Below are 12,364 nucleotides of genomic sequence, written 5' to 3' on the forward strand. Positions count from 1 at the left end.
TGACCTTGCTGACCTTGCTGGTCTTGCTCGTTTTGGTCTTTGGACTCAGAATCGTCTTGCTGTTGCTGTTGCTGTTGCTGTTGCTGTTGCTGTTGCTGTTGCTGTTGCTTCTGAGCCTGTTCGACAATCTCTAGATTCTTCTTCGCATAAGCATGTTCAGGGTTGCTTTCGAGAATGCGTTGATACTCTTTTATCGCTTGGTCGTATTTACCTTGCTTTGCTTGTGCATTGGCGAGGTTGTAGCGAGCATCTTCGCCAGAAAGGTCTTGCAGTGTCTGTTCGGCCGCTTCGAAATCACCGGCTTTGTATTGCGCAATGCCTTTCCATTCTTGCTGTTCGAACTGTTCTGCGGCTTGTTGAAAGTCCTCATCTTGATACAACTGATAACCTACTTGGTCATCGGTCTTCCAAGGATTTGCAAACGCAGTATTCGGTTGGCTAAACGAGACAAGTACAACTAGACCACACCAAATGACCCCTTTTCGAAATAGCCCAAGTGCAGGAAGTAACAGAAACGGTAATAACCAGAAACCGTTGTTCACTCTGGTGTTGAGCGAGTTATTGGTTTTAGTCACTTCTGATGTCGTTGCAACTCGGTCGAGGTAACTTGCGATGTGTTCAACGTCTGAGTTATCAAATTGAACTTCAGTGAACGTGCCACCAGAGCGACGAGTCAGGTCGCGCATATTGCCTACGTTAGTTTTCGCAACCACGGTCTGTCCTGAGTCGGTTTGTAACATCGAGCCTGTAGGTAACGAGATCGGCGCGCCGCTTTCCGTACCTACAGCCAAGACTGATAATGTCCAATTACTACCAGAGAGTAGTGAGTCGATCTCTTTCTTCTCTTGACCATCAATATCATCAGCAATCAGTACCAGATCGCCTTGGTAGATATGAGCGCGAGTCATCATCTCAATCGCAAGCTTAACTGCCGATGCTGCATCGCCGCCTTGGAAGGGCATGATATCTGGCGATAGGTTGGGTACGAGGTTCTTGATGGTGTTGATGTCAGACGTTAGCGGACTGATGGTGTAAGCATCTCCGGCGTATGCCACCATTCCCGTTAGGCCTTCTTTCCATAACGAAAGCAGATCCAGAGCTTTGTATCGCGCCTGTGTTAAACGGTTCGGCTTAATATCAGTGGCATACATAGACATCGACATATCCATGATCACAACTCGCGCCTGTGTTTTTTCAAAGCTTGGCTGTTCATTTTTTTCAAAGCTTGGACCGGCCAATGCGATGACACCGACTAACCACCAAACACCGAAATAAGTGCTGCGGTTTTTCGATGGCTTGCTCGATTCAGGAGCCAAATAACGGGCGATGTGTGACGCTAATAACCCTTGCTTGGATTGTCTCTTGCTAAGCCACCAAATAGCGGGCAGCACGGCAAGAGCCAAGAACCAATATGGGTAGATAAAAGTAAAGTTAGACATTGTTTCTCCTAATGGCTAACAGCATAAATGCGAAGAACATTGCCGCCGACAGTGGCCAGACAAACCACTCTTGTTGTGGTCGCCAGATCTTAGTGGCGTTAGTCACGGGCTCTAACTGGTTGATGGTGTCGTAAATCGTTGCCAGCTCTTTGCTGTCTCGCGCTCGGAAGTACTGACCGCCAGTGCGTTTGGCTATTTCCATTAGAGTACGTTCATCCAAGTCTTGAGCAGTATTGACCTTACGAGTCATGAAGAACTCTTTGACCATCATTTCACCCGCACCGACACCCACGGTGTAAATTGTGGCGTTGTATTTCTTTGCAATATCCGCCGCTTCAAGTGGATCTAATACGCCCGCGGTATTACTGCCGTCACTGAGTAGAATCATTACACGCTGAGGAGCGTCGCTGTCGACAAAGGTTTTGGTGGCAAGGCCGATACCATCACCGATCGCAGTTTGAGTACCAATCAGCTTTAGCACTGCCTGATTCAGCTGTTGTGAAAGCGTGTCTCTATCTAACGTCAGTGGCGTCTGCAAGTAGGCGTGATCAGCAAATAGTACAAGTCCGACTCGATCGCCTTTACGGCGCTCAATAAAGTCACTCAATACATGTTTCACCGCAGATAAGCGATCGATGTATTCGCCATTGAATTGCATGTCTTCTTGGCTCATCGAGTAGGAGAGGTCTACAACCAACATCAAATCACGGTGCTTCGGCTGAAACTCAACTGGTTCACCGTACCAAACTGGGCGTGCCATGGCCGTTACCAATAAAAGCCAGATGATGACCGACAAAGCTTTGGGTAAGCGGCTGCTTGGTGTTTTGGTATTGCTGTCCTCGGGCAAAAACGGAAGCCTAAGGGCACTGCTTGATTCTGATTTTGGTGAGAACAAGTAAACAAGGATTGGCAATGGCGCTAGGAAAAACATCCACCACCAAACAAACTCGATATTTAGTAAGCTCGTGTTTAAAAGATCAGTCATAACGACCTCGCTTTGGAGGAAGGGCTTTACGAAGCCAGGTTTCGCAATCATTAACCAATTGTTGTTGTGCCTTTTTCTGTTCGTCGCTCATTAAGGCTGTATCTTGGTAGAGCGCTTGTTGCCATTGCGATTGCTTTGCGGAGAATAACGGCTTTGCCAATTGCGCATCTAAGAACGTCAACCAATCATCACCAGACAAGCCTGCCACTTTTTCACGTGGGAAATAGCTCAGTGCTGCTTGACGAACGATGTTTTGAGCTGTGCTCGGAGACAAAGCATTTGAAGACTGACTATTACGAAAGCAAGCAAGTGCTTCGTTCTTCGCGTATTGGTTCTTTTGTCTGCGTTTTACAATGAAAAACACTAAGGCGATCAGAGCAATAGCCGTAATAATCACAGCCCACCAACCCCATGCCAAAGGCCACCATGATGGTGCGCTTGGCGTAATAATCGGGCTCAGGTCGAGAGGTTGATTCATGACTGAACTCCTGATACTTGGCTCATTAACGATTGCGCACAAGACAATGAACTGTATGGGATCGCCAGAGAAAGGCTCATTTGCATCAGTTGTTGTTGCTTCTGATCAAATACGTGACTGAGCTTTTCTTTTTCCTTGCTTGATGAAAAGTTAAACCATTGCGTTTTATTGCCGTCGGTGATCTGTTTTGAACCTTTGAAAGCAGTGACACCTTGCTCTAATGGATCGTAAAAATGCACCAAGCGAACTCGATTATGTCGACGTATTTGATTGATAAGTGAGTAATTACTTTCGTTATAACGGACGAAATCACTGAGTATAATGATATCGCTTCCTTTCGGGCAAAGCTGGTGAAGAGATTTCAGCCCATGCTCTAAGGTTGTGTCGCTGTAATTGCCTGGGTTGGTCAGCGCTGCGTTATTGATTTCTATGACTTTTTGTAAAATACGTAGCGGAGCGTGGTTGCTAGCACTGGGTTTAATCTCAATGATCTCTTGGCCAGTATCGATCACTGCGCCAATACGGTCTTTTTGAGCGACGGTTAACCAGCAAAGTTGGCTGGCAAAGTGCGCGAGTTGAACCGATTTAAGCAACAAGGTTGAGCCGAAAATCATACTGCTCGACAGATCTAAGAACAAAATCACAGGCTGTTCTCTTTCTTCAGAAAACAGTTTGGTATGCGCCTTGCCTGTTCTCGCCGTGACGCGCCAATCAATGCTGCGGATGTCGTCGCCCGCCTGATATTGACGAACCTCAGAGAAATTCATCCCGCGACCTTTACGATTGCTCTCGTGTTGACCGTTTAGTTGCGACCACAGGCTCTTGGCTGGAGGCAACCAGCGAACAGACTGCGCTTTGTATTGCAGCAGTTCGTCCAGATTTAACGTGACACCGTCACTATGGTTGGGTAATTGATTATTCATGCGCTTATCCCTATGCGCTACCAACCAACGAGATAAGGTGTGCGATCACTTGGTTTGCAGTGACCCCTTCAGCTTGTGCGTGGTAGCTACGAAGCAGGCGGTGGCGCAATACAGGGAATGCCATCACTTGAACATCTTGTGGAGTAACATAGTCGCGGCCAGCAAGCCAAGCGTGAGCACGGGCACAACGGTCTAACGCAATGGTTGCACGCGGGCTAACACCCATGTCTAACCATTGATCAAGCTGGTCGCTGTATTGCTTAGGTTGGCGAGTCGCCATTACCAGTCTGATGATGTACTGCTCAATGGTGTCTGCCATGTGAATGCTGAGTACTTCTTGGCGGGCTTCAAAGATCGTTTGCTGAGATATCTCTTGTGGCTGAACAGATTCGTTGCCTTGAGCTTCGCCTCGGTTCAGGCGCAAGATCTCCAGCTCACTTTCCATGTCTGGATAAGCCACTTCTAAATGCAGCAAGAAACGGTCTAATTGAGCTTCCGGCAGCGGGTAAGTGCCTTCTTGCTCAATTGGGTTTTGCGTTGCCATTACCAAAAACAGATCAGGCAGAGCATAGGTTTTTCGACCTGCGGTCACCTGTTTTTCAGCCATCGCTTCAAGCATTGCGGCTTGCACTTTCGCCGGAGCACGGTTGATCTCATCCGCTAGAATTAGTGAGTTAAAAATCGGGCCAGATTGGAATGTGAACTCTCCCGTTTCTGGACGGAAAATATCGGTACCAGTTAGGTCGGCAGGCAATAGATCGGGGGTAAATTGAATACGATGAAAATCTCCCTCGACACAGTCAGCTAGCGACTTTACGGCGCGGGTTTTTGCCAACCCCGGAGGCCCTTCAACAAGGATATGACCATCTGCCAGTAAGGCGATCATCAGTTGTTTTACGAGCTCTTGCTGACCAATGATTTGAGACTCTAGGTAGTTTTGAAGGATTTCGAAGTTATTTTTATGCATTTTTGGACTCTCTGGGGGCCATTTGATTCTTATTTTGAGTATTGGTCACTTATTAATAGGAAAAAGTTCCAGTACATCTACGTAATTTATTTTTCCAAAAATGGAATGATTTACAAGTGTTTAGCCAAAGTACAGTTAAGCCCAACGTTTTTACCATAGTCAGACTTAAAAGGCGTGCTTTAGTGTTAACCAAAAGTTGTCGTCTTCATCGGTATTTATCGCCATGCTCGTTTCCTTAGTAATGTTGTGGCCAACTTGGGTGACGAGTTCAAACAAGCGAATCTTTCGTCCATTTACGCTGTAGGTATATTGAGGTACCAAATTGACGAACCAGTCGTCGGCGACTTGCCAGCGAATAAAGGTATACAAGGTCACAATTGATGTATCTGGAAACAGCGTTTTTCGAGCTTGCTTGTCGTCTGTCCACGTTTCGCCATATAGAAGGGCAGGGTTGATCCTAAGTTTGTCTGAGATAGGGATTATTTGGATGGCGCCAACAGAAGCTCGGTTAACGGGAATTGCATTGGCATTGTTGCGCTGCATATCAACAAACAACCCCGTCCCACTCTGTTTATAGATCGAAAAGTGGCGTAGATGTAGAGTTTCAAAATCGTCTTTAAATTGAATGAAGCTGTTGTGACCGAATGCACTGTCGGGGCTATTGAATCCAAATTGCGCGATGGCACCATATCCGTTAGTCCCTGTTCGTATTCCCAGAAATGAGCTCAGCGCGGTAGGATCGTCTAGGTCTTCTATTTGTCCTTGTCCTTGCTCTTGCTCTGGTTTTCGTTCTGGTTCGAGTTCTTCTGTATGTGCTGCTTGGGATGTAAAAAGAAAAGAGATGATCGACAACAGGGGTAGTAGTTTAAGTAGCATGGCAACCTCAGAAAATTGATGGTATTCGGTCATAGATGGCAGGCGGGGAACCTGCCATTTCGTAGGTTTATTAATAGGTTATTCAGATGGAGAGTATTACCCCGAACAAGGGATCATGAGCTCGAAGTTGTTGGTCGTGGTGTAGAAGGTTCTTGGGTAGTATTCCCCCATCACCGGGGCGATATCTTTATCTTGCTGGATGTTTTGTATGGCGTGGCTAAACTCCGGCGCTGCGAGCATGTGACGGATTTGAACAATCGATGCATCTTCATCAATAATGCCATCACCATCGTCTGCCATTGGTAACCAACCTACACCACATTGGGCAAAAGCGTTACGTGGTCTGTCGGCAGCGCGGCTCACGGCGACAGTGTAATAGCCGTCCTTGTCCACCGGAATCGCTTCATCGTAAAGGCAGTCGTTGACTTTGGTTACAGCGAAGCCTTTGTTCGAGCAGACCGACCAGTAACGGAGGTCACCTTTAGTCATTTTTTTAACGCCATGGAAAGTTTTTGGTGTAACGGGAGCCTTGGCTCTGAGGACAAATACAGGGCCATGTTTGCGATTAACGACGGTTCTAATGTAGTTGTTATCAAGATTTGGGTAGAAGCCACCCGTGCTTCGTCTCGCTTCAGGATTTATTTTTCCTGTGTAAATACCTAACAAGCTTTCTCGGTCGAGCTGAATGTGCCAAGTCGATGGATTGGTTGCGGGGAAGCCTGCGGGCTTGTTGGGTTGTGTAACCAATTCACGATACTTCTCGACTGGGATTCCCAGGGCATTTAATTGAGCTTTTAACGGTTGCGCACTTTGCAGCGAGTCACACGCTTCTTGTCCACGAAGTTCCTTTCCTGAAGCAAGCGTGACGACTGGCTGAGGTAATGCTGTATTTCCAGTGCCATCACTGTTTTCGTCTTTTGCGTAGATGCGGTAGATGATCACCTGCTGATTAGCTGAAGATTTTGGCGCATGCAGTTCATCCATTTCTGCGCCATCACGTATTTGGCCTGCGGTGTAATCAGTTTTTGGTTGAGCGTTGAGAATATTGACTTGGTAGCTTCTAAGAACGCTATCGCGCTGATTGCCTTCTCTGAAAGGGTTTACGCTGCTTTGGCTGGGTTTGATCATGTAGTCGGGTAAAGATTGTACTGGTCTTCCACGGTCATCATAGCTAATGAACGACATGTAGCGAGAATGTGGGAATTGTCCTTCTAATTTTAGCTTGGCACCATCAGGTACCGTAAAAGCTGCTCCCCAATATTTTACCGCAGCATCGGGGTAGGCAACGTTGATGTATGGGTCTGCAGAGACGGGACCATAACGGAAGAAACAGGTTCTTTCACCGGGGATCCCCTCAAATTTATCGTTGGCTACTGAGACTGTACTCCAGCTAGCGCAGGTAATTAATACTGTTGCTATCGAGCCTTTAAAGAGCCAACGGCTCAATGTGTTTACGCATGGCATTTGCATTCTTGAATCCTCATTTCACGACCTTGTGGTTTTTCCTAGCTTTTTTATTCGATTAATTGTTAGTCTGTATTTAACAATTAATTAACAAGCTATCAGGGGTTGGATGAGAACAATGTGTAAAATCTTACATTCTAATTTCGTTCCTACGATGAGTAGTGAAGAACAACATTCGATGCTTGAGCTGATGTTAAGACATGATCCCACGCTAAATCAGCTACATCCGAAAGCCGTTGAAGAGATAGTCGGTGCTGCAAGAATTGAAGCCTATAAGGTTCCGACTTTGCTCAATTCCGCCTATACCGCTGTCGATACCATGCGCCTTGTGGTTAAGGGACATATCGAACTGATGAGTTACAGTGAAAGTGGTGATGAGGCGTGCATTGCCATGCTAGGTCCAAACAGCTGGTTGACGTGGATAGGCTGTTTTGATGAACAACCGACCAACCATAACTTCTACTCATCTTCTGATGCGATTGTCGTGGCTATTCCTGTCAAAAAAATGAGAGATATCGCTGACCGTTATCCAGAACTCTATAAAATTGCAATTCGTGAAATCAGCTTTCGATTCCGGCTTTTGATGGAGTGGACGACAGAATCTGTACTGCTTAAAAATGAATTTCGGGTCGCTAAGTTACTGTTATTAGTCAGTCGTTTAAATGGGATGCCGAACGAACTCAATCCGATCTTGTATACCCAAGATAAGTTGGCGCATCTGTCTAGGTGTACCCGTCAAACACTCAGCCGCTCTCTCCAACAATTGGCGAAAGAAGGCATGATTGAAATAGGTTATCGCCGCATTGATATCATTAATGAGGACAAACTTAATGCCTTCATATCTGAAGGGTTAGCGTGTTAAGCATCATTAAATAACCCAAGCGAATACTAATAAGATAATAATATTGACCTCGATAATCTTTATCCCAAGAGAAAATGATTGAGCCGTTACATCACATTTGCAATTTTTTGAGAGAAAAGTCTCTAGTTTTATTAGTTGTGGCCGATACATCACTCAGATTGTGCATTGCTTGTTGGAGTGCACTAAAAAAGTCCTGTTCAGGGTATACCAATAACGAGCGATTCTTTTTAAAGGTCCAAATATGTTTAAAACTAACTCTCTGAGTATCAAGCAAAAAGTTGTACTTGGAATTACCTTTGCGGTTCTTGCATCGACAGTGATTGTCGGCGCGATGGCACAACAACAAGCAAGAGATGTATTAAGCCATCGATTGATCGATATTGAACTTCCAGGAATGCTAGAGCGAATCAATGGCGAGATTGATCGTGAAGTGTCTCAGCTATTGCTAGCAGCGGAGCAAATTGCTTCAAATGAATTTATTTCTGATGCGATTGAATCGACCGATCGCGATCCTGCACTAGAGAACAAATTGGTCAAACAGCTGAATAATGTTCGTAACCAATATCAGTTAAACGATGCTTCAGTGGCGAACCGTCAAACGGCTTACTATTGGAACCAAAATGGTTTCCTACGTCAGTTAAACCAACAGCAAGATGGTTGGTTCTTTGGCTTTACGCAATCTGGACAGCCAACCATGGTGAGCATGTTCCAAGAAGCTAATGGCGAAGTGAAGATGTTTGCTAACTACCAACAGCCTTCAGGTTTGGCGATGTCAGGTCTATCAAAATCGATGGATGACATGGTTAACCTACTCAATGGTTTTAAGATTGAAAATACAGGCTTCGTATTCTTAACCGATAGCCAAGGTGATGTTCAAATTCACCGTGAACGCTCACGCAGCGACTCTTCACTTCAACAACTTTACGGCCCTCAAGCCAGTCAGCTACTGAATAAGTCAGGCTTCAACTTGATTACCACTGAAAGCCAAGGCCAAGAGCTGTTTGTTGCGAGTTTATACGTGTCGTCGATGGACTGGTTTGTCATTGGTGTGGTACCAACAGGCGAAGTATTTGCTGAGCTAGATGAGACGGCACAAAAGATGCTGATGATGACGGCGGTTGTGGCATTAGTGTTTATCCTAATGGGCGTAGTTCTGGCTAACAGCATTACTCAGCCGATTAAACTTTTGGCTAAGCGTTTCGGCGACCTAGGTGAAGGCGACGGTGACCTTGCGCAGCGTATCGAAGTGAAAGGCAATGATGAAATCGCTCAGCTTTCAAAAGGCTTTAATGGCTTTATTGAAAAGATTCATGTGTCGATGAAAGAGGTGTGTTCGACAAGCCAAGCGCTTCAAGTGGCAGCAGAGAGTGTTTCTAATAAAGCACATATCACCCATGACAACAGCCAAGAACAACGTGATCAAACCCTTCAAGTTGTCGCTGCTATTAACCAAATGGGCATGACCATCAGCGAGATTGCATCGAACGCGGCAACAGCAGCAGAAACGGCAACGCAAGCTTCGGGCAATACTGAAGTGGGCCGCTCTGTTGTGAATAAAGCGAAAGACGCGATCAGCCGTTTAGCTCAAGACATTGAGAGCACAGGCCAAGTAGTTGAGCAGCTTGCTTCAACAACGCAAGACATCGGCTCTATTCTGGGTGTTATCCGTGATATTTCAGAGCAAACTAATTTACTTGCACTAAACGCCGCAATTGAAGCGGCACGTGCCGGTGAACAAGGTCGTGGCTTTGCCGTAGTAGCAGATGAAGTTCGTAACCTAGCTAGTCGTACTGCGGATTCAACGGAAGAGATTCAGAAGATGATCAACCAACTGCAAAGCGATGCGAAAGATGCGGTAACGGCAATGAGTGCAGGTAAGGTTATTACCCTTGAGGGTGTGTCTGCATCGGATGAAGCGGTAGACGTATTGGGTGGTATCTCAGACCGTATCGTTGATATTACTGACCGTAACACGCAAGTTGCTACGGCAACGGAAGAGCAATCGACCGTGGTTCACACCATCAACCAGAACATTGAAGAGATCAACGCAATCAATGAAGTGACAACCGGTACTGCTGAGCAACTTGCAGAGGCGAGCCAAGAGCTTCGAGATCTTTCTTCTCGTCTAGATAAGATGGTTGGTTCGTTTAAGCTTTAACCCTTTCAAGCTGTAACATGGCTTAGATAGCGACATAGACTAAGAGCTGGATTCATTTAATCGTGAATCCAGCTTTTTTTATTTTGTGGCTTTGTTTCTTTTTAACTGACCTTAGCTTGATCTGGTTTCGGGCTTTGCTTTCAATCAACCTAGCATCACAGAGCGGAAATGAGTAAAATCTGGTTAAGTTTAATATTTAGGTAAGTATCATGAGCGATTTTGAAAAAGAACTAGAGCAGATGACTCAAGAGATGGGCGATGAGCCTGAGGTGAAACTGCCATCACTTGAAGAGCAAAAAGCAATTGTTGCTGAGTTCAAGCGATTAGAAGCGGAAGGCAAACTGACACCTGAAGTGTTAGAAAAGCATTTTGGCCAGTTCAATAAAACAAGTGATACGCCAATTCACTAAGTTTCAATTGAGCAAGCCTATATCTTTATCGGTTAGATAGGATGGCTTTTAGCTCAAACAGACAAAGGTCTAGTATTCGCTAGGCCTTTTTTGTTTTTATGCTGAACAGACAACGCGCGATCTGTTTAATGAAAGTAAAACTAGTCGTCTTAAATGAAAAATCCCCCTTACAAGGTAAGAGGGATTCGATATGGGCAAGTTATATCCTAAAAAGACGAACTGATTAGTCTGTGCCGTATTCTTTGTACAAACGACGACATGCGCGGCCATCGCTGTGGAACAGGTGACAACGGTGTGCTGGAATACCAATCGCCAACTTGTCACCTGATTCGATTTTCAACGTGTCTGGCTGGCGATAGATAACATCAGCATCGGCACTTTCAAGGTTTAGGTAAACCTGAGTTTCGTTACCTAGTTTCTCTACCATCATCACGTCAGCTTCAATCGTCGCGTCACCTGATTCAGCAGACATCAAGTGTTCAGGGCGAATACCCAGAGACATACGATCGCCAGCATTAACTGTCGTCCCGTCAACAGGAATCCAGAAAGTCATGCCATTAGAAAGTTGTACCAACACGCGTTCTGCTTCAGCTTGCTCGATGTGAACTGACATGAAGTTCATCTTCGGTGAACCAATAAAGCCAGCAACGAAACGGTTTTGAGGGTAGTGGTAAAGGTCAAGCGGCTTACCGACTTGAGACACATAACCACCATCAAGAACAACGATCTTATCCGCCATTGTCATCGCTTCCACTTGGTCGTGGGTAACGTAGATCATCGTGCAACCAAGTTGACGTTGTAGCTTAGTGATTTGTGAACGCATTTGAACACGCAGCGCAGCATCTAGGTTAGATAGCGGCTCATCCAGTAGGAATACGTTAGGTTGAGAAACTAGAGTACGACCAATCGCAACACGTTGACGTTGACCACCAGAAAGTGCTTTAGGTTGACGCTCAAGAAGGTGACCAAGCTGAAGGATTTCTGCAGCATGCTCAACACGCTTGTCGATTTCAGCTTTGTTTGCGTTTGCTAACTTAAGGCCGAAAGACATGTTGTCGTATAGGTTAAGGTGAGGGTAAAGCGCGTAAGATTGGAATACCATACCTACGCCACGCTTTGATGGCTCAACGTCGTTCATGCGTTGGTCGCCAATGTACAAATCACCAGACGTAATGTCCTCTAGACCTGCGATACAGCGTAATAGCGTCGATTTACCACAACCTGATGGTCCAACGAATACTACGAACTCACCTTCGTTGATGTCTAAGGTTACGTCCTTAGAAATCTGTACATCACCATATGATTTATAAACGTTTTTTAACGTGACACTCGCCATCTAGCTTGTCCTCGATCGATCAAATTTTAAGTTTTACTGCTTATCATTATAAGAAATTTTTGGGTCAGCAGTAACTGTAGGAATGGGTAAGTATTGAGTGAGTAAGAAAAAAGTGGGTGAGACTTGGCTTCTTTAACCAAGCCCACCCGTCATAGCCAAACTGATGTCCATTTCCCCCACATCCAGCTAAACCTCCCCCGTGATTCAATCACAGATTTAGCTCGATGCTAATAATAAGACACCAGCGAGCAGTGAAGCCAACTAAATGAATAATGCGTCAACGCATAACACTTGCCGGTAAAGGGTTCTTACTATCCACTCTTGGATGACTGCAGTTTCGGTGAATTAGCGTAAGGGTACATCCTCCTAATGGAAAATTAACTAGGGGGAGTAGGAGGGGAGGAGTAGATAAATGGGGTTATCCTCAATTGGCGATCCAGTTCAAATAAATCCACCACATAACGGT

Annotated in this window: 11 protein-coding genes; 3 read left to right on the forward strand and 8 right to left on the reverse strand. The window is 45.6% G+C overall.

All coding sequences use genetic code 11. The features are described 5' to 3' along the window. From BCV39_RS16045 to BCV39_RS16075, 7 genes are all read right to left on the reverse strand, one after another. A partial coding sequence (locus BCV39_RS16045) for a VWA domain-containing protein (protein ID WP_102460937.1) occupies positions 1-1,439 on the reverse strand: 1,439 nt, incomplete at its 3' end. Then, a complete protein-coding gene (locus tag BCV39_RS16050; RefSeq protein WP_099165817.1) occupies positions 1,432-2,424 on the reverse strand; it encodes a VWA domain-containing protein in 993 nt (330 codons plus the stop codon). The genes BCV39_RS16045 and BCV39_RS16050, both read right to left, overlap by 8 nt. After that, positions 2,417-2,902, reverse strand: a complete 486-nt coding sequence (locus BCV39_RS16055) for a DUF4381 domain-containing protein (protein WP_102432313.1) — start codon at positions 2,900-2,902, stop codon at positions 2,417-2,419. Before BCV39_RS16055 ends, BCV39_RS16050 begins: the two co-directional genes overlap by 8 nt. After that, on the reverse strand, positions 2,899-3,825 hold the full coding sequence (locus BCV39_RS16060; protein WP_102432314.1) for a DUF58 domain-containing protein: 927 nt from the start codon (positions 3,823-3,825) through the stop codon (positions 2,899-2,901). Before BCV39_RS16060 ends, BCV39_RS16055 begins: the two co-directional genes overlap by 4 nt. A gap of 10 nt (positions 3,826-3,835) precedes the next feature. After that, positions 3,836-4,792: a MoxR family ATPase gene (locus tag BCV39_RS16065; RefSeq protein ID WP_102432315.1), complete on the reverse strand. Its 957-nt coding sequence runs from the start codon at positions 4,790-4,792 to the stop codon at positions 3,836-3,838. A gap of 165 nt (positions 4,793-4,957) precedes the next feature. Continuing rightward, on the reverse strand, positions 4,958-5,701 hold the full coding sequence (locus BCV39_RS16070; RefSeq protein WP_102291420.1) for a hypothetical protein: 744 nt from the start codon (positions 5,699-5,701) through the stop codon (positions 4,958-4,960). A 63-nt stretch (positions 5,702-5,764) separates the two neighbouring features. Next, positions 5,765-7,138 (reverse strand): hypothetical protein, encoded by a 1,374-nt coding sequence (locus BCV39_RS16075; protein ID WP_102432316.1) that lies wholly within the window; start codon positions 7,136-7,138, stop codon positions 5,765-5,767. A gap of 112 nt (positions 7,139-7,250) precedes the next feature. Here BCV39_RS16075 and BCV39_RS16080 point away from each other — a divergent pair, with 112 nt between their 5' ends. From BCV39_RS16080 to BCV39_RS16090, 3 genes are all read left to right on the forward strand, one after another. Continuing rightward, positions 7,251-7,994 (forward strand): Crp/Fnr family transcriptional regulator, encoded by a 744-nt coding sequence (locus BCV39_RS16080; protein ID WP_102432317.1) that lies wholly within the window; start codon positions 7,251-7,253, stop codon positions 7,992-7,994. A gap of 241 nt (positions 7,995-8,235) precedes the next feature. After that, positions 8,236-10,152 carry a methyl-accepting chemotaxis protein gene (locus BCV39_RS16085; protein WP_102432318.1) on the forward strand — a complete coding sequence of 639 codons (1,917 nt, stop codon included), beginning with the start codon at positions 8,236-8,238 and terminating at the stop codon, positions 10,150-10,152. A gap of 209 nt (positions 10,153-10,361) precedes the next feature. Then, positions 10,362-10,562, forward strand: a complete 201-nt coding sequence (locus tag BCV39_RS16090) for a hypothetical protein (RefSeq protein WP_017065689.1) — start codon at positions 10,362-10,364, stop codon at positions 10,560-10,562. A 223-nt stretch (positions 10,563-10,785) separates the two neighbouring features. On the opposite strand, the gene malK is transcribed toward BCV39_RS16090, so the two are convergent. Beyond that, positions 10,786-11,898 carry a maltose/maltodextrin ABC transporter ATP-binding protein MalK gene (malK, locus tag BCV39_RS16095; protein WP_017060047.1) on the reverse strand — a complete coding sequence of 371 codons (1,113 nt, stop codon included), beginning with the start codon at positions 11,896-11,898 and terminating at the stop codon, positions 10,786-10,788. Positions 11,899-12,364 lie beyond the last annotated feature (466 nt).

The sequence above is a fragment of the Vibrio sp. 10N.286.55.E10 genome (assembly GCF_002872555.1).
Lineage (GTDB): Bacteria > Pseudomonadota > Gammaproteobacteria > Enterobacterales > Vibrionaceae > Vibrio > Vibrio crassostreae.

Bases quoted from the DNA above. Each gene is read 5' to 3' on its own strand.
- BCV39_RS16050 (WP_099165817.1), bottom strand. From the start codon at position 2,424: ATGACTGATCTTTTAAACACGAGCTTACTAAATATCGAGTTTGTTTGG.
- BCV39_RS16055 (WP_102432313.1), bottom strand. From the start codon at position 2,902: ATGAATCAACCTCTCGACCTGAGCCCGATTATTACGCCAAGCGCACCA.
- BCV39_RS16060 (WP_102432314.1), bottom strand. From the start codon at position 3,825: ATGAATAATCAATTACCCAACCATAGTGACGGTGTCACGTTAAATCTG.
- BCV39_RS16065 (WP_102432315.1), bottom strand. From the start codon at position 4,792: ATGCATAAAAATAACTTCGAAATCCTTCAAAACTACCTAGAGTCTCAA.
- BCV39_RS16070 (WP_102291420.1), bottom strand. From the start codon at position 5,701: ATGACCGAATACCATCAATTTTCTGAGGTTGCCATGCTACTTAAACTA.
- BCV39_RS16075 (WP_102432316.1), bottom strand. From the start codon at position 7,138: ATGCAAATGCCATGCGTAAACACATTGAGCCGTTGGCTCTTTAAAGGC.
- BCV39_RS16080 (WP_102432317.1), top strand. From the start codon at position 7,251: ATGTGTAAAATCTTACATTCTAATTTCGTTCCTACGATGAGTAGTGAA.
- BCV39_RS16085 (WP_102432318.1), top strand. From the start codon at position 8,236: ATGTTTAAAACTAACTCTCTGAGTATCAAGCAAAAAGTTGTACTTGGA.
- BCV39_RS16090 (WP_017065689.1), top strand. From the start codon at position 10,362: ATGAGCGATTTTGAAAAAGAACTAGAGCAGATGACTCAAGAGATGGGC.
- malK (WP_017060047.1), bottom strand. From the start codon at position 11,898: ATGGCGAGTGTCACGTTAAAAAACGTTTATAAATCATATGGTGATGTA.